The sequence below is a fragment of the Acinetobacter sp. WCHAc060025 genome (assembly GCF_004209355.1).
GTDB classification, from domain to species: Bacteria; Pseudomonadota; Gammaproteobacteria; order Pseudomonadales; family Moraxellaceae; genus Acinetobacter; species Acinetobacter wuhouensis.
This window is the reverse complement of the sequence record NZ_SGSX01000020.1, coordinates 26,516-49,149: the sequence shown is the minus strand read 5'-3', so window position 1 is coordinate 49,149 and position 22,634 is coordinate 26,516. Positions and strand designations below refer to the sequence as shown.

25 protein-coding genes and 1 pseudogene are annotated in these 22,634 nt (G+C 37.8%); 9 read left to right on the top strand and 17 right to left on the bottom strand.

The annotated features are described in order from the left end of the window. Positions 1-46: 46 nt before the first annotated feature. Positions 47-1,207, top strand: a complete 1,161-nt coding sequence (locus EXE09_RS15520) for a glutathionylspermidine synthase family protein (protein WP_130117860.1) — start codon at positions 47-49, stop codon at positions 1,205-1,207. 475 nt (positions 1,208-1,682) lie between these two features. Beyond that, positions 1,683-2,459: an LlaMI family restriction endonuclease gene (locus EXE09_RS15515; protein ID WP_130117859.1), complete on the top strand. Its 777-nt coding sequence runs from the start codon at positions 1,683-1,685 to the stop codon at positions 2,457-2,459. A gap of 68 nt (positions 2,460-2,527) precedes the next feature. Here EXE09_RS15515 and EXE09_RS15510 read toward each other — a convergent pair whose 3' ends face one another. Continuing rightward, on the bottom strand, positions 2,528-3,001 hold the full coding sequence (locus EXE09_RS15510; protein WP_068974170.1) for a hypothetical protein: 474 nt from the start codon (positions 2,999-3,001) through the stop codon (positions 2,528-2,530). Positions 3,002-3,248: 247 nt separating this feature from the next. Between EXE09_RS15510 and guaD the strand changes: the two genes are divergently transcribed. The 3 genes from guaD to EXE09_RS15495 all read left to right on the top strand — a co-directional run bounded on the left by guaD (position 3,249) and on the right by EXE09_RS15495 (position 5,796). After that, positions 3,249-4,565, top strand: a complete 1,317-nt coding sequence (guaD, locus tag EXE09_RS15505) for a guanine deaminase (protein ID WP_130117858.1) — start codon at positions 3,249-3,251, stop codon at positions 4,563-4,565. Between the two features lie 250 nt (positions 4,566-4,815). After that, positions 4,816-5,343, top strand: coding sequence for a hypoxanthine phosphoribosyltransferase (gene hpt / locus EXE09_RS15500; protein WP_130117857.1), 528 nt, complete (start codon positions 4,816-4,818; stop codon positions 5,341-5,343). Positions 5,344-5,544: 201 nt separating this feature from the next. Continuing rightward, positions 5,545-5,796, top strand: a complete 252-nt coding sequence (locus tag EXE09_RS15495; RefSeq protein WP_068974167.1) for a GlsB/YeaQ/YmgE family stress response membrane protein — start codon at positions 5,545-5,547, stop codon at positions 5,794-5,796. Positions 5,797-5,875: 79 nt separating this feature from the next. Here the strand turns inward: EXE09_RS15495 and EXE09_RS15490 are convergent, their stop codons facing one another. Both EXE09_RS15490 and dmeF read right to left on the bottom strand, forming a co-directional pair. Continuing rightward, the gene (locus EXE09_RS15490; RefSeq protein ID WP_130117856.1) at positions 5,876-6,577 is read right to left on the bottom strand and encodes a DsbC family protein; all 702 of its coding nucleotides are present in this window, start codon (positions 6,575-6,577) and stop codon (positions 5,876-5,878) included. A gap of 94 nt (positions 6,578-6,671) precedes the next feature. Further along, positions 6,672-7,667, bottom strand: a complete 996-nt coding sequence (gene dmeF, locus EXE09_RS15485; protein WP_130117855.1) for a CDF family Co(II)/Ni(II) efflux transporter DmeF — start codon at positions 7,665-7,667, stop codon at positions 6,672-6,674. An 88-nt stretch (positions 7,668-7,755) separates the two neighbouring features. On the opposite strand from dmeF, the gene EXE09_RS15480 reads away from it, so the two are divergent. Further along, the gene (locus EXE09_RS15480; protein WP_130117854.1) at positions 7,756-8,022 is read left to right on the top strand and encodes a metal/formaldehyde-sensitive transcriptional repressor; all 267 of its coding nucleotides are present in this window, start codon (positions 7,756-7,758) and stop codon (positions 8,020-8,022) included. A gap of 182 nt (positions 8,023-8,204) precedes the next feature. Next, positions 8,205-9,377 carry an MFS transporter gene (locus EXE09_RS15475; RefSeq protein WP_087553622.1) on the top strand — a complete coding sequence of 391 codons (1,173 nt, stop codon included), beginning with the start codon at positions 8,205-8,207 and terminating at the stop codon, positions 9,375-9,377. Between the two features lie 25 nt (positions 9,378-9,402). Here the strand turns inward: EXE09_RS15475 and EXE09_RS15470 are convergent, their stop codons facing one another. Together EXE09_RS15470 and EXE09_RS15465 are read right to left on the bottom strand one after the other, a co-directional pair. Next, positions 9,403-9,765, bottom strand: a complete 363-nt coding sequence (locus EXE09_RS15470) for a NirD/YgiW/YdeI family stress tolerance protein (protein ID WP_068974162.1) — start codon at positions 9,763-9,765, stop codon at positions 9,403-9,405. A 147-nt stretch (positions 9,766-9,912) separates the two neighbouring features. Further along, positions 9,913-10,215 carry a hypothetical protein gene (locus EXE09_RS15465; protein WP_130117853.1) on the bottom strand — a complete coding sequence of 101 codons (303 nt, stop codon included), beginning with the start codon at positions 10,213-10,215 and terminating at the stop codon, positions 9,913-9,915. A 1,096-nt stretch (positions 10,216-11,311) separates the two neighbouring features. On the opposite strand from EXE09_RS15465, the gene EXE09_RS15460 reads away from it, so the two are divergent. Together EXE09_RS15460 and EXE09_RS15455 are read left to right on the top strand one after the other, a co-directional pair. Next, positions 11,312-11,605: a hypothetical protein gene (locus EXE09_RS15460; RefSeq protein ID WP_130117852.1), complete on the top strand. Its 294-nt coding sequence runs from the start codon at positions 11,312-11,314 to the stop codon at positions 11,603-11,605. Then, positions 11,602-11,790: a hypothetical protein gene (locus EXE09_RS15455; protein WP_130117851.1), complete on the top strand. Its 189-nt coding sequence runs from the start codon at positions 11,602-11,604 to the stop codon at positions 11,788-11,790. The genes EXE09_RS15460 and EXE09_RS15455 overlap by 4 nt, the downstream gene beginning before the upstream one ends. A gap of 695 nt (positions 11,791-12,485) precedes the next feature. Here the strand turns inward: EXE09_RS15455 and EXE09_RS15450 are convergent. The 12 genes and pseudogenes from EXE09_RS15450 to EXE09_RS15395 form a co-directional block, all read right to left on the bottom strand. After that, positions 12,486-13,205: a hypothetical protein gene (locus EXE09_RS15450; protein ID WP_130117850.1), complete on the bottom strand. Its 720-nt coding sequence runs from the start codon at positions 13,203-13,205 to the stop codon at positions 12,486-12,488. Between the two features lie 512 nt (positions 13,206-13,717). Further along, the gene (locus EXE09_RS15445) at positions 13,718-14,206 is read right to left on the bottom strand and encodes a Panacea domain-containing protein (protein ID WP_130117849.1); all 489 of its coding nucleotides are present in this window, start codon (positions 14,204-14,206) and stop codon (positions 13,718-13,720) included. Continuing rightward, positions 14,203-15,135, bottom strand: a complete 933-nt coding sequence (locus EXE09_RS15440; RefSeq protein WP_130117848.1) for a hypothetical protein — start codon at positions 15,133-15,135, stop codon at positions 14,203-14,205. The genes EXE09_RS15445 and EXE09_RS15440 overlap by 4 nt, the downstream gene beginning before the upstream one ends. Further along, entirely contained in the window at positions 15,132-15,350 is a 219-nt protein-coding gene (locus tag EXE09_RS15435; RefSeq protein WP_130117847.1) for a hypothetical protein, read from the bottom strand. Before EXE09_RS15435 ends, EXE09_RS15440 begins: the two co-directional genes overlap by 4 nt. Positions 15,351-15,537: 187 nt before the next feature. Next, positions 15,538-15,861, bottom strand: a pseudogene (ssb, locus tag EXE09_RS15430) (single-stranded DNA-binding protein); the annotation flags it as partial. Positions 15,862-16,124: 263 nt separating this feature from the next. Further along, positions 16,125-18,557, bottom strand: coding sequence for a DUF927 domain-containing protein (locus EXE09_RS15425; protein WP_130117845.1), 2,433 nt, complete (start codon positions 18,555-18,557; stop codon positions 16,125-16,127). A 66-nt stretch (positions 18,558-18,623) separates the two neighbouring features. Next, complete coding sequence (locus EXE09_RS15420; protein WP_130117844.1) at positions 18,624-18,992, bottom strand: hypothetical protein; 369 nt, start codon at positions 18,990-18,992, stop codon at positions 18,624-18,626. Further along, entirely contained in the window at positions 18,985-19,536 is a 552-nt protein-coding gene (locus tag EXE09_RS15415) for a Bro-N domain-containing protein (protein ID WP_130117881.1), read from the bottom strand. The genes EXE09_RS15420 and EXE09_RS15415 overlap by 8 nt, the downstream gene beginning before the upstream one ends. A 2-nt stretch (positions 19,537-19,538) precedes the next feature. Further along, positions 19,539-19,757, bottom strand: coding sequence for a helix-turn-helix domain-containing protein (locus EXE09_RS15410; protein ID WP_130117843.1), 219 nt, complete (start codon positions 19,755-19,757; stop codon positions 19,539-19,541). A gap of 4 nt (positions 19,758-19,761) precedes the next feature. Further along, positions 19,762-20,358, bottom strand: coding sequence for a hypothetical protein (locus tag EXE09_RS15405; protein ID WP_130117842.1), 597 nt, complete (start codon positions 20,356-20,358; stop codon positions 19,762-19,764). 3 nt (positions 20,359-20,361) lie between these two features. Then, entirely contained in the window at positions 20,362-20,598 is a 237-nt protein-coding gene (locus EXE09_RS15400; protein ID WP_004814006.1) for a helix-turn-helix transcriptional regulator, read from the bottom strand. 757 nt (positions 20,599-21,355) lie between these two features. Continuing rightward, entirely contained in the window at positions 21,356-22,588 is a 1,233-nt protein-coding gene (locus EXE09_RS15395) for a tyrosine-type recombinase/integrase (RefSeq protein WP_130117841.1), read from the bottom strand. Positions 22,589-22,634 lie beyond the last annotated feature (46 nt).

The following is a 22,634-nucleotide window of genomic DNA, read 5'->3' as shown; positions in this document are numbered from 1 at the left end:
CCCTCTATATTTAATGTTTAAGCTTTCACTATTCTCCTAATATCTTATGAAAAGAAAACGCTTCCAAGCACGTCCTGACTGGCAACAACAACATGAGCAAATCGGTTTTGATTATTACAATCTCCCATCATTAGATGGCTCGATTTATTGGTCAGAAGGCGTGGCTTATGAGTTTACTTTAAAGCAAATCGAGCAACTTGAAGATGCCTCCAATGAACTGCATCAAATGTGTATGCAAGTGGCTGGAGAGATGATTCAACAGGGTAATTATCCTGACTATTTTCAGATTCCGCAGGCAGCAATTCCACTGATTGAACATTCATGGCATCATCAAGCACCGATGCTCTATGGGCGTTTTGACTTTGCCTACGATGGTCGTCAAATCAAAATGTTGGAATACAATGCCGATACTCCGACAGGTTTACTTGAAGCTTCTGTTGCACAATGGCATTGGATTGAACAAGTTGAAAATATTCCGCATCGTGATCAGTTCAACAGCATTCATGAAGATTTGATCAAGCGCTGGAAAACTATTTTTCCTCGTGGCTCACATATCCATTTTGCAGCCTGCCAAGAAGCTGGACGTGAGGATTGGGGCAATCTCGAATATTTGATGGATACAGCGTTCCAAGCAGGGCATAAAGTTTCTGAACTCTCCATGGAAAATATTGGTTGGGATGGGCAAAATTTCCTTGATCTAAATGATCAAAATATCCAAAACTTATTCAAACTTTACCCATGGGAATGGGTTTGGGAAGAAAACTTTTCACAATACTTAAAGCCTGAGACCAATTGGGTTGAGCCGTGCTGGAAAATGCTCTTATCCAATAAAGCAATCTTAGTTGAACTGTGGAAAAAATTTCCCAATCATCCTTTATTACTCGAATCGCATGCTTTTAAAAACGATATGCAGTTGCAAGGGAAATGGGCAAAAAAACCGATTTTAGCCCGTGAAGGCGCCAATATTCGTGTGGTTCAGGACAATGTCGATCAAGGTGCAGCTTCAGGCAGTTTCTATTTCGATGATTATGATAAATATGGTTACATCGCGCAGAAATGGGTAGAGACACCATTGTTTGATGGCAAATTACCTACGCTTGGTTTATGGATGGTTGGACACACATGTGCAGGCATGTCGATCCGTGAAGATGAGTTCGAGATTATTGGCAATGATGCACATTTTGCGGCGCATTATTTTGTAGAATAGCACTCAAATTTAAGTACACATTCTTTATCGTGAAATGAATCATTGGAATATGTTTTATCCTGTTTGGACTCTTACAATGCTTCATTCTAATCGGTCTTAAAGGCTTACCAAACGCAAGTGGAGTAGCTATTCCATTACAAAATTTCATTGTCCCTTCGATTTTTATCTGTATTGGATTGTTTGTCATTTTTGTTAAGATTATAGATGATTAAAATCCATCATTTAATTGGCTTTAGCATCAAATGTGAAGCCACATTTCCAAATTTAAATACTCAGCATTGTTTCAAAACTGATGAAATAAAAAGCAACACTGTTAATCTTGTAATTAATTTAAATAATCCACTAGACTATTCATAAGTAAATTTAATAAATCTAAGAGAATATTCATTCTCCAAAGCAATGAAAAATAACTTAACCCATCACATTCAATTCCAATAGTGATCGTGGTTTTTAATGAATAAAAAGGAAAATTCTGATGTCAGAACAAGCTATTGTTGAGATTTTCAAGAAGAATGTTTTAGGAAAGCGCGCTGATTCCAGTCAATATAATACCAACCATGACGGTAAAGTCGGTCATTGGTTAGAAAAGCAAATGGGGATTAAACCCAATGCAAAAGCAGAAGCCGATCTAATGGGTTTTGAAATGAAAAACCAGACTTCAATCAAAACCACCTTTGGGGATTGGAGTCCAACTTATTTTATTTTCAATGACCCACATATTATTCAATGGAATACTGGTGAAAATGCGCTTACCCGACGCAATAAGTACTTTTTACCTGCTTTTGGAAAACCCAATGAGGATAAAGATAACCGTTTATCTTGGTCGGGCAGTGCTATTCCTAAAATTAACCAAAGAAATCAATATGGTTGTATCCTAAAAGTAACAGCACACAATGATATTGAAATTCAATATAGCTACTCCTTTGACAATCGAACCCACAAATCAACACTCGTCCCTGAAGAATTTAAAAAGGATGATCTGGTGATTGCCCGTTGGAGTGCAGACAAAATGCGTCAAAGGGTCAATCAAAAATTTAATCAGAATGGTTGGTTTAGATGCAAAACCGATGATTCAGGAAAATATGTCACGATTGAGTTCGGTGAACCATTATCTTTTGAAAAATGGATCCGACTCGTCAAACAAGGCGTGATCTTTTTTGATTCTGGCATGTATGAATCAAATCGTCGCCCCTATAGTCACTGGCGAGCAAGTAATTCACTTTGGGATGCATTGGTCGTTCGATCTTACTAATTTTTCTAACGAATAAAGCGCTTTAACCTTAAATTAAAGCGCTTTATTTTTAATATGTTATAAAAATATTAAATCGTATGTTCAGCCACACGTTTCATATATTTATTTAAACGGGTAAAGAAGAGTACTTGAAGAAAAATCGTAAATGCAGATACACACCACTCATACCATAGATCAAACGCCGTGTTTTCAAGTTGAAAATATTGGTAAATTCCCAATAAAACTAAACCAAAAGCAATCCCTGCTACCGTTGTTTGTAGAAGAATAGGGAAAGAAAGTGCTGTGATTCTATTCATAAAATGCACACCATTGTCACCGCCATTGGCAACATAGCAACGCTGAATCCCAATGAACATGATCACTAATGTCAGGAGGCATTCTAAACCAATCACACGGACATCATAATAAGGTGAATACATTCCGTAGTAATACACGGCGCTGACCACCAATGCTGCGATTAAATAATAGTTTTTATAATGGCGCTTTTCCAAAGTATCTTCTGATAATTCATGCGCAAGGGCTTTAGTATTCCAAAAATACATAAATATTATTGTCTCTTATTTCATCATTTGCCGACACTGTACCGATTCTTGATGTAAAGATAAAGTCATCTACACAAATAATCATTGACTGATATTTTGAATCGAACATCCATTCAAAAATTTAAATTTAAGCGATTCAAAAATATCAATATTCCGTATTTAATGTAAATAGAGCTAAAACCACGTACAGCGTCATCTTGATCTTTAGGGTACAATCAACTGAAAAAAGTCAAAACGCAGGTTAAAAATGTCTTCTGTAATTGTAACGACAGCGATTCGTGGTCGTTTCCTTGATATTCAGAATACAGTTGCCCAAGCGCGTGAAATACACGACCAAGTGCGATATGTAGAAGATGGTCTACTCATTACTCAAAACGGCAAAATTAGTTGGTTTGGAGAATGGGAAGCAGGTCAACAGCACATTCCCGAAAATACGCAAATTGAACATTATCCAGAACAATTGATTGTGCCTGGATTTATCGATACCCATATTCACTTTCCACAAACTGAAATGGTGGGTGCATACGGCGAACAGCTTTTAGAATGGTTAAATACTTATACCTTCCCCACTGAAATTCAATTTGCCGATAAAAACTATGCTGACCAAATCGCGCATTTTTTTGTTCAAGAACTATTAAAAAATGGTACAACCACAGCACTGGTTTTCTGTACCGTCCATCCACAATCTGTCGATGCATTATTTGAAGCAGCAGAACGCCACCAAATGCGTTTAATCGCAGGTAAAGTGATGATGGATCGTCATGCACCTGAAGCACTGACAGACACAGCAGAAAGCGCTTATACCGACTCTAAAGCTTTGATTGAGAAATGGCATGGTAAAGGACGTAATCTCTACGCGATCACTCCACGCTTCGCACCAACGTCTACACCTGAGCAATTGGCAAAAGCAGGGCAACTCAAAGCTGAATATCCCGATGTCTATGTGCATACCCATTTAAGTGAAAATAAAAATGAAATTGCTTGGGTCAAAGAATTATTTCCTGAACAAAAAGGCTATTTGGATGTTTATCATCACTATGGCTTAACAGGGGAGCGATCTGTTTTTGCCCATTGTGTGCATTTGGAAGAACATGAGTGGGATTGTATGCATGATACTGATTCTGCGATTGCATTTTGTCCTACCTCAAATTTATTCCTTGGCAGTGGCTTATTTCCATTGAAAAAAACATGGGAAAAACAAGTCAAAGTCGGTTTAGGTACTGACATTGGCGCAGGGACTTCATTTAGCCAGTTACAAACCATCAATGAAGCCTATAAAGTTCAACAGCTACAAGCTGATAAACTGTCAGCGATGGAATCGCTTTATCATGCAACACTCGGTGGTGCAAAAGCACTGCATTTGGATGATCAGCTTGGTAATTTTAATATCGGGAAAGAAGCCGATTTTGTCGTGCTGAATCTGAAAGCCACAGCATTGCAAACCTTACGCCAACAACGTGCCAAGAATATTGAAGATGCATTATTTGCCTTATTCACCATGGGTGATGATCGCAATATTCAAGCCACGTATATTTATGGTCAAAAAGCCTATGAGCAAGTCTAAAGATGATCAACCGCCTAAAAGATCAAAGCAGAAATTGATTCTGATCGGCGTGGTTTTTGTGGCGTGTGCTTTACTCCTTAAGCGCGATGCTCACTAAAACTTGGCGTTGAAAATGTGACAATTACATATCCAATTGTCAAAAAAGATGCATCTTGAGCTGATATGTTTTAAAATTGATGCATCTTTTAGGTGTTGCTGGTCAACGCCTTTTTTATTTTAGAATTTGCTGTTTAGGTTTTAGGTATTTCCCATGACTGTTGAAATGAAAGTAATGATTTCTGCTGAAGAAATTCATGCAAAAGTTCAAGAACTTGGTAAAAAAATTGATGCGCATTATGCCAATAGCGACAAAGAACTGGTTTTAATCGGTTTATTGCGTGGTTCAGTTATTTTTATGGCAGATTTATGTCGTGCAATCACTAAAACTCACGAACTCGATTTTATGACAGTTTCAAGCTATGGCGGTGGTACAACATCGAGCCGTGATGTCAAAATTCTCAAAGATTTAGATGGTGAAATTCGTAGTAAAGATGTCTTAATCGTAGAAGACATCATCGACTCGGGCAACACATTGAGCAAAGTTTTAGACATCCTTAGTACACGCGAGCCTAACTCTATTGAGCTGTGTACTTTAGTCAGCAAGCCTTCACGCCGTGAGATTGATTTAGAGGTTAAATTCTTAGGCTTTGAAGTTGAAGATAAATTTATCGTTGGTTATGGCTTAGACTACGATCAAAAATACCGCCATATTCCTTTTATTGGTGAAGTTGGTCTTTAAGCTGAATTCAAAAAATTTATAGACCTAAATTTTCTAAGCGACTTCGGTCGCTTTTTTAATATCTGGAATTTTAAAATGAACAAAAATGCAACAACTTTTAGCATATCTAGGCTATTTCAAAACTCTAAAATATTTGAATATAGAAAGAGTTAACTTGAATAACGCAATTACGCTTAGCAATAGAAAGAAAGGAGAAATCTTATGATGTCATTAATCGGTGCCATTATCATTGGTTTTTTTGCAGGTCTGATTGCTCGCGCAATCCATCCTGGTGATGACAAAGCTGGCTTTCTAGTGACAACTGCATTGGGGATCATTGGCTCTTTAGTTGCAACTTATGGGGGACAATTTCTGGGTCTATATAAAAATGGGGCATCGGCAGGATTTATCGCTTCTGTGGTCGGTGCGATCATCGTGTTATTTATCTATAACTTTGTTTCAAAACGCACTTAATTCAAAACTTTTAAAGATTAGTAAAAAGCACCATAAATTGGTGCTTTTTTGTATTTTAAACAGTGTTAAAAAACTTAAATTACAATCCAAATTTTTGCCAAAGCTTTTCTATTTGATCTGCTGGATAAGCCCCCATCGCTTTATAACCATTTGAAAAAATAATGGCTGGCGTACCCTGCAAACCTAATTTTTGACCTAATTCCAGATTACGATCAATCGGTGTTGCACAGTTTGCAGGCGCAGTAGGTTTTATTCCACTTTGAATTAAATTCTTCCAAGCGTATGCTTTATTGCTTGAACACCACACTTGCTTCGATGGAAGAATAGATTGCGCTTTGATTGGGTAAATGAATGTGTAAATCGTCACATCATTGAGTTTGGCTAAATTCCCTTCAAGAACCTTGCAATATGGGCAATTTGGGTCAGAAAAGATCGCAAGCTGACGCTTTCCATTCCCCCTCACTGTTTTAATGGCATCATTCAGAGGTAAAGTTTTAAAATCTACATAATTTTTCTGATCGACTAGATCTTTAGTTAAGTTATGTTGATCTTTTAAGCGAATCATTGAACCAATGAAAATATGTTGGACATCTTCATTCACATAAATAATTTTATCGTCTAATGTCCCACTATATAAACCTTGCATCTCCGTTGTTTTCAGATTATCAATTTTTATATTGGGATATTGTTGAGCTAATTTCGCTTTCACAGTATCTACACTGGCAAAACTGACTGAACACAACGTAAGACTTAAACTCAATGCTATAAATTGTTTTAACATATTTCTAAAAAAATCAAAAATCAGAATAGGCGACATTAAAACATAGTTTAGCAGGGCACTTGTTTGAAAACTGTGAGGATGTTTTCTTAAAACATTAAGTTCCACGTGAAACAAAGTTAAACATCGAAATCTGATTTATTTCGACTGAAATATGAATCAATTCTTCATGCGTGGATAAAGCTTGGCGAATCATATCGGCATTGAGATTTTTATCACTTGTTTCAAGCGCTAAAATCACTGAAAACTTCGCTTTTCCCACTTTCCATACATGAATATCTGTAATTTTCACCTCACTTTTGAGTTCATCAATCGCTTCACGAATTTCATTTACCACAGGCTCATCCATTTCAGCATCAAGTAAGGTTTTACCTGTTTGACGAATCAAGCTCCATGACCAATTTGCAACGAGAAAAGCACCCACTATGCCGAGGATTGGATCTAAAAAATTCCAGCCAAAATATTTCCCTGCAATTAATGCCAATATTGCCAAAACAGAGGTCACAGCATCTGCAACAACATGGAGAAAAGCAGCTTGATGATTTAAATCGTGTCCATCATGTGAATGCCCATGACCTGAATGTGCATGGTGCGAATGTGTATGTGAATGACTGTGTCCATGATGATGCCCGTGATCGTGACCACCATCATGTAATAACCAAGCACAAATTAAATTGACCAGCAAACCAACAATAGCAATAGGGATCGCTTCATTAAAATGAATAGGAACAGGAGAAAAAATGCGTTCAATCGATTGAAATGCCATAAGAATTGCCACAAGCATCAGAATAATCGCACTGCTATATCCCGCTAAAACTTCGATTTTCCATGTTCCAAAACTAAACCGAGCATCTTGTGCATAATGCCGAGCTGCACGATAGGCAACATAAGCTAATCCCAGTGCAATCATATGCGAGCTCATATGCCAACCATCTGCAAGCAGTGCCATAGAGTTAAATACCCAACCACCCACAATCTCAAAAATCATCATGACTGCAGTGAGTATTGTTGCAAATAAGATTTTCTTTTGTGCCAATGGATTACCTTCATCAAATTGATGGCTGTGTTGGCGTTGTATGGTTTTAAATTGCATGAGGGACTAATCCTATATACTCCCCCTTAGTATATTCTTTCAATTTAAAATATACTATAAGGGAGTATATATTTAGAGGATGATCGTGATGAGTCATTTACACCAAGATAAAAAAGTCCTCAACCGAGTAAAACGTTTAAAAGGTCAAATTCAAGCTGTTGAAGAAGCCTTAAATCAACCAGACAGTTCTTGTATTTCAGTGCTACAGCAAGTTGCTGCCATTAAAGGGGCAGTCAATGGTTTGATGAATGAATTGATCGAACAACATTTAACTGAACATGTGATTCAAGATCGACACGCTATAGATGAAGTAGAGTTACAGGAATTTTTAAAGTTATTGAAGCGCTATTGTTAAAACAGTGGGATAATTTTTTTCGTTATCTTTTTAATTTTTGATTGACCCTAAAGTGATTAAGTTTTAATCTCCCAATATATCGTTTTTTTTCGATGCTGACGTTGATTAAACACGTTCAGCATTTTTGTCTGCAAAATTTAGGTCTATATACACCTAAATTTCCTTTTTTAAGCTCTAAATCTATGAATCAGCAATCATGGCGTCCATTTTTCATGGTCAGCCTTGCTTTATGTATCGGTACGATTGGTACGGCACTTGCTAGCCCTTTATATCCAATTTATCAACAACTTTGGCACTTACTCCCAAGCCATATTACTTATATTTTTGTCGCCTATATGTTTGGATGTATGACCACATTGTTATTTCTAGGTCGTACCAGTAATAGTTTTGGATTTATCCGAACTTTGCAGATTGGATTGTTGTTTGCGGTCATCGGCTTAACACTTTCTGTATTTGCTTCAAATACTTACTATCTTGGATTTGGGCGCTTTATTATTGGTATTGCATCAGGTCTGATCAGTACCTCTGCCATGTTGGGTTTGATTTACACCATTCCAGATTCGCACAAACAAAATGCAGCGCAATTAAGCTCAATCATTACCGTATTAGGATTCGGTCTTGGACCTTTCATTGGTGGGGCAATTGCGCAATTTTCTGATCAACCACTCGTGACGCCTTATATCCCTGTCATTATTGCTGCCTCGATCAGCTTGATTAGCCTATTTAGTATTAAAACCATTCAATCTGAGAAACAACCTTTTTCTATTGCGCCACATTTAGAACTTCCCGAAGCTCAATTTAAAAAACAGTTTTATATTGCAAGTTTTACAGCATTTTGTGCTTTTGGATCGTTCAGTTTATTTGCTTCTTTAGCACCATCTTTTATCAAAGATATTATCCCTTGGCATGGTCCTTTGGTCAGTGGTGCGACCATTGCCAGTATTCTTCTTGTTTCTGCAATTGTACAATTTGCTGCAAAATCAATAGATATGCATAAAGCTTTGAATGCTGGTTTAATTTTATTAATCAGCAGTTATCTCATTCTGTCCATTTGTATGATTTTAGACTTAGGCTTTATTTTCTTTATCAGTGTAATCTGTGTCGGCATGGGACATGGCATGGGTTTATTGGCTGCTTTTGCTTTGGTGCATCGCATGACCAATCCAGATAACCGTGCTGCGGTGGTTTCGACATATTTATTTATTGCCTATTTCGGTACGATTGTTCCTGTTATTTTTGCAGGCTATTTATCGGATCATTTTGGTTTGATAACAGGTGTTTTAGGTTTCTGTGCAGGGGTAGGTGCGCTATGTGTTTACCTGTTGATCAATCATTTAAAGCTTAAAACCACATAAAAAAAGGCGCTTAGCGCCTTTTTATTTAAGGAATGATTTCAATTTTAACGACTTCAATATCTGTCGGTTTATAACGATGTGTATCCACCTCACCAACGACTTTGACTTGAGTACCTGATTTCAACTGTTTTAAATCAATCAAATCATCATCGACCTCTATTCCAATCGTTCCCGTACTATCTTTGAGTTCATAATGCTCGTGTTTAATCTGACCGACGATTGTTCCAGTCAAAGTCACCGCAACTTCATCATTGGCACGTAAAGCTTGCGCTACAGTGATATTATTTTTAGCAGCTTCTTGAATAATGGCTTGATCATCTTTTCCCGCCCAAACATTTGCTGTTAGACCAAGTAAAATAACAGTGAGTAATAGAGGAGACTTTTTCATAAACAGAACCTTACTTTAAGGAATTCTGTTTAAGCTTAAAATATTAAGATCTGTACTGTAAATAAAATGTACTAAATGATAAATAAAATCATAAAAAAGCTGACATTTATGTCAGCTTAAATAAAACATTAAAAATAAATAAATTTTCTAATCTAGGGTAAATTTGACTTGATATCCTAAGCACATATCATACTCTTCATCAACAAACTCATCCTCGATCAGAACCCCTAAATCGGGGCGATTACAATACATCAAAAATGAATCAAAATTTATATCTTCAAGTACAATCGGATAACCATGTTGTTTAAACATTTTGAACATATTACTTTCAAAATAATAAATGGCTGCTGCATTAAATCCCTTTAACTCGCAGTGCAAAGCATCTTGAGGAAATACCGCAAAACAGTTGCCTTCTGGGGTGACAACTCTCAATGTTTTGAATGCTTCCATCTGTTGTAATCCGTTTAAGTAATCATTTTAAATCAATAATTACAACTACTTTCCAATACAGAATGTAATTCCAATTATATTTTTAATATAAATTAATAATTTATGATTTTAATTAAAACATAGTGACTAATAGGTGACTGATTATGTAATCACTAGGCACTTTTTAGGCTGCTCCTCTATTTAGTGGCTCAGGTAGGATCAGATTTAGAATCCTATCCTTTGTGAGTGACTTTGAGGTACTCACTAACCATCTTTGAGCTGGTCAGTAGAATTTTAGATTTTAAATCCGCATTTCAAATGTCGAATTAAGTTAGCCGTCCAAGTGGCTGATTAAGTAGCTTGGTCGCGTTTTAAGTGTGAGCAAGTTATAAAAATCACAAAATACTTTCGATTGAAGATACGTGCATCCAGTCGCGTTTATTTGACCGCAGTTGAGGATTTTAGATGGTGGGGGGACATTCTATCTTCAAGGCATTCGTAGCAGTGAACCGCTCCAATAATCACGCTGTAATTCTATTGGGATTTTAAGCCTTAAAACCACAGTGAATACATCCCTCGTGCGCGCGCGCGTAGTTGTTCCGAAAAACAACGCAATTTTGCGCTGTCCTACTTCAGAAAACTTCAGTTTTAAAAATACAAAACCTGATAAAACCTGAGATTCAGAACGGCGTACCTGTTAACAATTGTTGACATTCAAAACGCTGCACCTGTTATCAATTGTTATGGTTTGGACTACTACAAAATACTACTTTCCACTTGCTGCTCGGACTTAGGATTGAACTTGTTAAAACTTGTTATTCAGGATATGCACAGAACCGCCCTGATTGCTCGATATAGCCATGTTTTAGAAATGATGTACCTTTCATCAAGTCTTAGCCTAAACCTCACAAAACCTCACATTTAGAACGCCGTAGCTGTAAGCAATAGTAAGCACCTTTAACTTTATTTTAACTTTTAACTCAAACAGGATTTTTTTTGCTGGTGCGGTTTGGAGTGGTCTCCGTTTTGGGCCAATCCATAAGGTATAAAATCCCCCCCCTTGCTATATAATCGTATATACGATATATTAAATGAAGAATCTACTAAGGGGTATACAATGACGAACAAGACTAAAACTTATGATGCTGGTGATATGCACGACCTAGCTTCATTAGCTGAATCAGATATGAACTGGATGTGTACAGCTATCAGCCATATCAGAAAAGAAGTAATGAAGTTAAACAAGCTGGCAGAAAGTGGAAAAGAAGTCAGCCAGTATCATTTTTCTGAAATTGTTACTCAACTAGATATGTATGAATATTTAGCAGAAGACCGCCACCGCAACCATGCTAAAGGGGCAGAAGCATATAAGGCTGAGTTGGAAGCTGCCAAACAAAAGGCCAGTGCATGAACAAGCCTAACGACACGCCCAAAACTCGCTATGAGAAAAAGCGCAAGCAAAAGCTAGTCAGCTTCAATACTGAGAATCCACACGATGCCGATCTATTAGCCCATGCTAATAAACTGGATGATTTTAGCGGATGGGTTAAAGAACAATTGAATGAAGACATGAAGGAAAAGAACAGCTCACAATAGTGGGCTTTTTTAATGCCTTAAATATACATAGTCTTATGCCACGCTTTACGCTCTTAATAATTATTTAAACCTGATCAATCTGACTGAGATAATTCACTAAGAATATCGATATAAAATTATATTTTTTATTTGGCCGAAACATCGCATAAGGTATGTCGTTTTGGTGTGGTAACAGGAAATCAGATATACAGGTTTTGATGTGGTAACAGCATTTTTTTGATGTAGTAACATAGTCCACGTATATAAAATGATCAAAAGTACGGACATGGCCCTTATATACCTGTTACACGTATTGGGTACCATAGAACACAAGTTTTAGACATCAAAGCAGCCCTATTTTGTACCCCGATTTTATCCCTAGTTTTTAGGCTGATTTCCCTATCATTTCCTTCATTCCTGATTGGCTCATTTTGACCTATTCCATTGGCTCATTTTGACCCAATCAATAGAATCAATACGGTGCGATCTACTAAGAAATTATCGTAGTGAATAGTTTGAGTATTATTGGTATCGCTTATTTATTGTTTCGGTATTTCCCAAAGCGATAGATACTTTGATTTTGGTATATGCTGAAATCAATCTTTCATCCCAGGTATTGAATAAACGTAGCTTAAATGGGCGTGCACGAATCGTTAATCTACGCGCTGTGCTATTGGGAATTTCCTCAAACCCAAACAAAACCCAATTGGTTTATGTTAATCACCGTCTGGGCATAGCTGCTTGGCCTTCTTGGCAGATCTGTTAGCCTTGCTACGGATAGGGTTTAAACTGGATTTTAATGGGCGTTCATAAGTCTCTAATTCCGAGTATTTGCTTTCCGTGGGTCTGCCTAGCTTATCCATAAATGCATTATGGAATGCTATAGATGCAGCATTGTACTGACGTTCATATTCATCATGCTTTGTAACCATAGTCTGAAATGTCTTCTTATTCTTATTAAGTGGCTTATGGACCTTTTTAATGAATGGCACCTGGTCACGATCCAATGGCCATCCAAGCTTTATTCGCATGCGTTGCATATTGAGTTTGGCAACATACCTCTTAGGGCATTGCTGTATTTGATAATTGAGTTGATGGCAGTGCCTGCAGTGGAATAGACCATCAGCTAGATAAAGCTTTGCTACGCGTTTACCACAGCCATGATTAGGGCATAAGAACCAGTACCGGTGTTTTCCGTAGTTGCATGGTGTGGATGTCACTCTGATGTGCTGTTGTATCGCTTGGCCATCAATTGCATATTGGAGGGTGAGTACGCCGTCTTGGTGAAGATACCCTGTACTGCTGATGATTTCATTTTTACCATTTCTCCAGGCCCACGTACCTGCAGCGCCGTCTATAAATGAATTTGATTTAGCCATAGTTCGGCTATCAATACTCAAGCAGCCTTCTACTGTACGCTTCCTGTCTTTTTTCATGCATAAAACCCACAATATTTGCCATCAACTACGCGCTAGATACCCATTAATTGCATTTTTAAGCCTGTTTTTGGCATGAAATTGCATAAAAAGCGAATAAATTTACCCTTATTTGCACTAATTATGCATGAAAAACACGTATTTTTGGCACTCTCTTCAAGGAAGATGAAAACCATGTTTAAGTTATATTTATCAATAAATTACTGTTAAATTGGCAAAAATGTGTTGCACTATTTTCCTAATGATTTAGATAAATTTTGATAAAAAATCATGGGGAGGGCTGTTCTGGCTCATGTCTATGACAGTCATGTACTACGTAACTCAATAGAAAACATTGGTAAGCGTCCGCTGGAAATGCGACCAAAATTAAAAAAATAGGCATGGGATTCAGCGGACGCTTACAGTGATAGCAATGTTAAGTCTAAGTTCTGAAATAAATTCATAAAAAAATGAGCGTATTGATATACGCTCATTTTTACAACATTTTACCGGTTTTTCTTAACTAGTCAGTATTACCAATAATTAGGACTTTTTAAACTCTCAAGATGTTTATATTCATTAGCTAATTTAACTAAATCTAAATTTAAGTATCTATTTTGAGATTGGACAGGATAAGTAGAATAAACATAATCAATGAACTCGTTGTAATACTTACCTTTTGTTTTCTCAATCACCAAATTTAGAATTTTTTTATCTCTTTCAGAAAGTCGAATTTCGTCATTATAACCATGAAATTTAATTACATTTTTACTAGAACCAAAAACATTCTGATCATTATGTAATGAAAAATTATGTGAATACAAAACTGCTTCTCTTACATCATCAACATACGGCCCATAATGATTAAATAACCAATGAATATCTGTAAGTTGCCGGTCATCCGCAAGAGCACTTACCCAATCAGCAAGATAAACAAGTTTCGTCAATCGTGAGTTAGAAAGCTCATCTGGATATGGGTAAATAAGACAAAAATAAGCAATGATACTTTGCAATCTATTCATAATTCCCCCCTACTTAATGAACTCAAGAAATCATTATCTGTATTACCTGAGATTTTAGCTGATTCTATTCTTTTAGCATTCTCTAAAGCCTCACTTTCATCAATAAACTGAGCTAAATGGCTTTGTTCACTTTTACAATAACTAATCAACTCATCTAATTCTGTTTCATTTAGTATATCTGGCTCTGTACTTTCAAAAACTATAACACCTATATTATCATCAGCCTTACTTATAGCTATAGCAACATACCAACAACTTTTCATTTGAAAGCTATCTATAGTTTCAGGCAAAAAAGAATATTTTTTAGACAGATAATCTCTATATTTTATTGCATCACTTTTATGTGATGGACATGTATTTTCAATACATTTTCCATGACTCCATGCTTGACTAATAACACCCTCATTCAATGGAAATTTTTGTCTGTGTACCACTTTGTGCATAGGATTAGATGAATATCTAGCCAATAGGCTAAATTCACCATTCAATTCAAAGTAAATTGTAACTCGCTCATTAGAATTCATTTTATGTTGTTTAAAAGCAGTCTTTAACCAACCTACTGCAAGCCTATTTTGTAGATCATATATCTGAATATTTAAAGCTTGAATATTTTCCTGATATCCATTAATGGCAGCCCCCAAACCCTTCAGCTTTTTAACACTCTCCTTTAATGTGTTATTTTGAGTCTCAATTTCTTTAGTTTTTTCATATCTTATATACTCGCTTGAAAAATAAATAATGGCGCCAATCAAAATCCATAAATATGAATTTGTAAGGCAAAAGACTATAAATGTTGATACATTATTTACTTTTAACCATTCAGCACTACAATCGTAGTTGCTCACATAGGCTCCACCAACACCTATAGCAATAACACCAGCAACAGTAAAAACAGGATGTCCCAGTTTTTCCAAGAAAGTTTTTCTCATTTTTGAACTTCTTTAAACTGATACCGACTATCAATATAAGTACCTTCTGTGCCTGTATGCTCAATATCAAAATTAAACTGTAGTCCAGTTTTACTCAAAAATCCCAATATATGTTCAGGCCTATCGGTCATAGGGTCTAACGTTCGAACATCAATTTTTAGCTCTCCATCATCAGAGGCATATAGAATAAATTCACCAGTTTCAATATCAGACATTAAGCCATCCTATTCTTTAAAATTTTAAAAATATGTTCAATAGAATATAGCCACTTTAAACTTGTTCAACTAGTTATTAATTCTATGCTTGAATCTGCATGGTGATAATGACCATTCAGCCAATAAGAAGCCCCCAACAAAGGAGGCTATTAACTCATACAAGATTATCTGGTATCACAATCCATCAAAGCAATTGCAGCTCATCAGCTCGAATTTCAGTTACCTCTCGATCTGCTCCTTTACTGTCCTTCCACTTCCTTGTACGCAATGAGCCTTCGACATAGACCTTACCACCTTTCTTGAGATACTTACCGGCAATCTCGGCTAAACGGTTGCTGGTGGTGATTCTGTGCCATTCTGTGGCCTCTTTGCGCTCGCCTGTGGTCTTGTCTTTCCAAAACTCGGTAGTTGCAACGCTAAATGTTGTAATGCTGCCACCGTTGGGAAATTCTTTAGTTTCAGGGTCACGACCTAGAACACCCATCACGGTTACTTTGTTTACGTTTGGCATTGGTTTAAATCTCTCTAATTTTCTCAGAATGTCTATTTTTCATGGGTAACATAGGTAACATGGGTAACATCCTTGCTATGACAGCGTTTCAGGGTGTTACCTATATTTTTTTGCTTGGGTAACGATGGGTAACATAGGTAACAAATGAGGGAAAATTTAGAACTTGTTACCTCTGTTACCTCGTGTTACCTGTGCTGTTTTGCTATAGGTAACGCCCTCAAAGCCTTTATTCATGCGGTTGTTACCTCTGTTACCTTCGTTTTTTATGCTTCCCAGCTAAAAATAGCCTCTTTAACGGCGTAAACCTTCACTGCATTTTTCCGTGATGGGATTCTTGCTGTCTTGCTGGTCTTGCCTGTGTCATGCTCAAGTAGGTTGTAAGCTAGTAAGGCCCTTGCTGCTTTGCGACTGTCATAGCCTTTGCAGACTTCATTTTTAAACTGCTCAGGCAATACATAAAATATCTTTTCGCCGTTTTCTATCTTCCAGTAGCCGACACGGTTATTGATACGCTCGATATGATCGGGATCGGGTGTAATAGCTTCAAAACGGCTTGATTCATTCGCCTCAAAGAATGCTTTAACATGGGTCACAATTTCCCGATTCTCATAATCTCCGACATACTCAAAGCCGTTGACCCAAGTATTAAAAACAGTTTTTACAGAATTGAACGCCGTACCTGCTGCCCATCCTGTTATCCCTGCTTGGGTAGCCAATTCACCTGCAACTGCAAGTAAAGCAAAAGTGTTAGCTACACGAACAATATGCCCTTGCTGTACGTCAGCAATTAATCCGATGTTATATTGCTCTAATAGCTGTTTAGCTTGTGCCATAACCTTATCTTTGTCGCTGGCTAGATAATCCAGCCATGCCATGCCTGCCACGCCGTAAAACTGATTTGAAAGCTCTACAAGCTGTCTTGATTGCTTTGCACCATCTTCGGCAAAATCAATCTGATCAAATAACCCATATTCCGACTGGTCAACATCAATATCAATCAATCGAACTTCTTGCCCTAGTTTGGTTTTCTGTCCGCTTTCTTGCATGATTTCTTTTAAACTCTTTTCGCCAGTAGACATGAAAATAAGTTTCCATGTATAAGGGATTCTCGCTGTAATCCCTTTGTCCATACGCCCCTTACCTTTACCATTTGCAAGCATATAAACAATATTACCTAGCTCTCTAGGGTTTGATATTTCCCCAATTTCATCTAAACCTAAAAAACTGTCATTGTAGCTATATGCTGTATGCTCTAATGCGTTACCTGTTGAACGCCATGTTTTATGATGCCTTTCAGGATTTCCCCATACACTACAAGCAACATATAAAGCAGTAGTTTTCCCTTTAGATGATTGCCCTTTGAAATGTATACCTGCACCTGTTTGTTGTTCCAATGGTGCAAGTAATTGTCCTGCAAAAGCAGAACACAAAGCCACGACCAATTTAGAATGATTGGAGATAGGGATAGAAATATGATTTTGCCATTGCTTAAGCACCCCTTTACTTTGATAGCTACTTTCAATGCTTTTAGTAGTTTGATATACAACTAAATCACTGTTTTTATGCTGTCCGATCTGCTTATTTGGTAATACATAAACATCATCATGCCATCCAGCACGCTCTACACATAAAGCACGTTTGGAAGTTGGGTAGCTCATTAAATAACTTTGTAGCAAGTTTCTTGCCTTGCCACTTGGGGCGATAACCACGCCTTTATCAGCTAAATATTCACGCAATTCTCTACCGTCAGATTGGAATAAGCGCATAGATAAGGCTTGAGCATGTTTAATACCATCCGCATCATGCCATTCTAGTAAACGCCCCCATGCACTACTCGATGAATCTCTCGTTTGTGCCAATACATGAATAGGACTTGAGATATATTGCTTATATTCATCATCTTTAGTCTGCTCAATGTAGTACAGTCCATCTTCTAAAAGATGAAATACACCATCACCATATTTAAACGGCTTGGCTAAATGGCCTTTAGGTAGATTGGTCTTTTCGGGTAATGCCTCTATCGCTTCATCAATAAACGCCAGCACTTCACTTACACTTTCATGCTGGGTCAGTTCGATCTGAAATTCACTTACACCAATTTTTAAATACTGGCATAGCAGTCTAACAGCCGTGTTTTGCTCCAATGCTTTGAATGGCTCAAGGTGCATGTGTTCAATTCTGACAGGCAAATAAAGCTGCTTATAACCTGCCTGTGATAGCTGGTTAATCACGAACTGTATTTGTTCAAAATCAAACGGCTTGAGTTCTGTTTTATGGTTGCTGCATAGGGTAGGCAGTAGCACCAATACAACGGCGTAGCCAGTCTGTGCGACTTTAAAGAATGCTTCTAGGCTGTACGTGATAATGACAGGCTTGGCATGGTCAAAATCACCATACCTTGCAAAACCTTTAGCCAATCCATCAGGTATGACGGACACGCGCTGCCCATCTTGCATGACAGCACATTGAACAAGCTCCATTTGCCCATCATAGACAGGCATAATCAAAGGCTTTTCATAAGTAACGCCGTTTATATCCACATTGCCATCATCGACATAGATCGGCTGCTCAGGACTGCCAAAACGCTGTATTAATGGATGTGATGAATAAGCATCATTAAACGATACAAGCTGCGTACATTCGTTTAAAATGGCTTCGGGTGTTATTAGTTTTTTGGGGTGGTCATAATCAAGCATTGTGGCTACCCCCTCCATAACAACATTAACCGCACTTTCTAATGATTCATTTTTCATTATTGGCCCTCACTGCACACGGTTGATATGGATATTTGAATCAATCAAAACGCCGTCATTTGATAATCCGACTTGCTGGCGGTTATCCATCATCTGCAATAAACGCTGTTCTGCTTCTTCAAAGCTAATGCCGAAATGCTTTGCAATGTCCTCTAACTGGTACATAGGTTCGCCGTCATCCGTGTAACCGCTTGGCGGTGGCAGTAGGTTTAACTCTTTGGCCTTTTGGTGCATTTCTTCTTTGATATGCTCAGGCGTGTAGTGCATTGTTAAAATAAGGGCTTGCTCTGTGATGGGGTGGTGTTCTCCATACTGGGCCAGCATTGCCTTGTAATGGTCGAAGGCTCTGAAAAACTCAGGGCTTACATGATTATTCACTGCATACCCCCTCAAAAGTTAGCTGTAAATTAGCTTTGCATGTTTCAATGCGGACGGCATTTAAATGCTTTTCATGTTTACGGCGGTGCATACCCAGGCTATGAAATGTACCTTTATCCTTAGATACTTTTTCCTGCATACATAGGCGGTTTAATTCTTCGTAGGCGGTCTGTCTTGCTAAATAACTCCCAGTCTTGCGAATAGTTGGCAGCACCTCAGAAAATACCCAGTTTTGAAAGTTCAATGCTTCGGGTTTATTAGATCGAAAGATGATGCGATATAGATTAGGCTCATCAATAAAAGTGAGTAATTGAGTACCGCCATTCGTAGCAAAAGGAATTTTAAAAACGCCGTCAGGATTCAGGCCACCGCGCTTTTTAAGGGTGTCGTTTTTAACTACCCCCCTTTCGATCTGCAATAAATCAGATGTTCTTGAGATATCCATGACCTTGCAAATATCGGTCATACAAAACAAAGGTTGTCCGTTTGCATCAAAGGCGATCCGAACGCCATGATTCTTAAAATTAAAAATAGAGGGGTTCATATTCATGCTGCCACCTGCTTAATAAGTTCATAACGTGCATGAGTGCCGATACCTGAATGATTGCGCTCTCGATGAGTCACAATGTCATAACCTTGACGGCGTAGCTTTTCGATTATTGCGCTCAGGCGGTAGCAGTTAAAAAGGCGGATTGCATCCATTTGGGTAATGCTTTGCCCTTGCTTGAGGTGTTCTAAAATCTGTTCTAATTGGGTGTTATTCATATCCTTATGCTCCCGTCTTTGCCAGTGCATCAGTCAGCTTGTGAATCGTTCCGATGTGGATTATCAGAACATCCTTAGCACCTGCATGTTTCATCATGTCGGCATGTTCTTCACGCAACTCTTTAACTGTTCCGTTAATGCCTCGAACCTCTAAAAACTTCATAGATTCATCATTTACGATTAAATCTGCTTCCTGATCCGTTTCGCCAGTTGGACAATATGAGGCAAGGGCATAGGCGTATAGATCGGCTGGGTCTGTAATGCTCAAGGTTTCCAGTGCCAAGCGTAAAAAGGTATTTAGCTTGCTGGCCTCGGCCTTTAGGTAGTCATCAATTGAATAAGGCTTAGAAAATACCTCTGCACTTAATTCGGATGCTCGGATAGAAACATGGTCTAGCAGGTCAATTGCCTGTTCAATCTGTCTTGCATTGGCTTCGGCTTTAAGTTCATCAGGCAAGTAATCAAGGGCCAAGCAAGTGAAGTCAGATACATCAGTAAAAAGGCTCTTTATCTGCTCGCCGTTTACTTCATGGCTGATCTGCTCAAGTCTGCTTTGTGCCTGCTGAGTGATGCTAATTGCATCCTGTAGAGTAATTTCCATAGCTCAAGCCTCCATCGTTGCAATGGTGGCTTTGTGGCTTGCTATGCGTTCATTAATCCACTGGTCTACATCAGATTCAATCCAAGCGACACGGCGTTCGGAAATATTGACTGCTTTCGGGAACGTGCCTTGTTGCATCATTGCGTAAATTGACGATGCACCCAAGCCAGTTTTGGCCTGTACTTCTTTACGGCGGATCAGGCGTACATTTTCGATTTTTTGTTCTTTAGATAAAGTCATCTAAACATTCTCCATAATGGAAATGCCTAGACACAAAATAGGGAATAGAAAGTAATTAAGAGGGAAAAACTAAGTTTTATTAATTAGATATAGCAATATATACCTATTCAATTAAGTCCAATGACTAACAATGAATGTTCGGGTATATGAACATTCTTATTGACTTATGCCATGTTTGAACTACTATAAAAGCGTTCATCAATGTTTATCATTGTTGTTCAAAGTACAAAAAACTTAGTTTTTAATCGTTTTACATTTCTAAAGTTCCTTTAGTTTTGTGCCTGTCACGGCGGTTAAAAATTAATGGCGTTTAGCGATGTGGTGTTGCTAAAGCCACCTGTTCCAAAAAAAGGGTCAAGCGATGTGGTGTTGCTTGGCTCTTTTTCTTTGTCTGTAGATTTGTTCTGTGGTTAGCAGAATAAATGCATCAGACATGAATTCTATAAATAGTTCCTACTGAATTCATTGTTTTACTTTATAAGAGTTTTGCTTAAATGGCTACCTCTTTACCCAACAAGCGCGACGTCTTCGATACACCTCACCACTTAAATAATTCACTTTTGAATAACAGTGCTATTAAAAAAATATAACCTGAGTTATAGGCTTTAAACTTCAATTTAACTCTATTTAATTCGGTTTAAGTCGTTTTACCTCACTTTTGCTATAAATCTAATATAAGCAAAGTTATAAATTGAATAGCATTACTATTAGTCATATATGAATAATTAATAATTCAGCAAGTTACAATTAGATACAATTAAGCACCTTTAGCCTGATTAAAAAAGATCAGATTCGGTTCATAAATCACACTAAAAATATGATTACTCCATTTCTGCATCATCTCTGTGCGTTCTTTTTCATACTTGGCCTTGTTATATATACCCCTTACACCTTTGGCTGTATGGTTTAAACAAGCCTCGATTGCATCACTATTAAAACCTTGCTCGTTTAAATGGGTGCTGGCCGTTCTTCTCAAGTCATGCACGGTAAACGGTGGCAAGTCTGTTAATGCCAGTGCTGCCTTTTGCGCCGTATTAAAGGCGTTATGGCTGATATGAGTACCTGGCTTTCTGCCTACAAATACAAAAGGCTCATTGCCTGCAATCGCTTTTAGTTCCTTAAATATCTCTATAACCTGATCTGACATATAAACGACCATTTCACGGCTATGACCTGTCGCACTATCAGCCTTTGTTTCAGGGATAAGCCATATACGGCTATCAAAGTCGATATGCTCCCATTTAGCCCTCAATAGCTCTGACTTTCTAACCAATGTCAGCAATGACAGCAAAAGGCCCAGCTTTCTAGGTCGATAAATTCTTGAGTTTAGGAGGGTGGTGTAATAGGTGCGGATTTCATTTGTGCTTAAATATCTATCTCTAGGCTTTGCCTTGTGTACGTGCCGTGATGGGATAGCCAAAACAGGGTTATAAGGTACAAGGTCCAAAGTCATTGCATAATCAAACATGCGCTTTAACAAGCCTCTGACTTGGTTAGCTGCTGCATCATATCCCTGTTCTTTTTTGCGCCATATAGTACGGCGTATATCTTCAATACTGATCTGATCTAATGGAATGTGGCCCATCATCGGATAAATATCATTGCTCAGGCATAAAACCATGTTGTAAGGGTTTTTACGGTCTTTTTTAATGACTTCTTTTAAATAGCGTTCGCCGTAGTCCTTGAACAAAATGCCTTTGGGCTTGGCCTTATCTTGTTTAGGTGAAATACCTTTAGCCACCAATGAGGCTGATTCATCTCTGATCTGTCTAGCATCTTTAAGAGATAGATCAGGATAGCGACCTATAACAAGCCGTTCTTGCTTGCCTGCCAGTGAATAACGATAGTGCCACGACTTAACGCCTGATTCCTTCACCTCAATAAACAGCCCATTATTCAGCTTGTCTTTAACTGAATATCGCTTGTCCTGTGGTTTAAGGTTTTGAATCTCTCTATCAGTAGAGAAAAACAGGCCGTTTATCTTTGGCATTATTCTAGTCACTCAGGCATAAAAATAAGGTTTTATTGTCACGTAG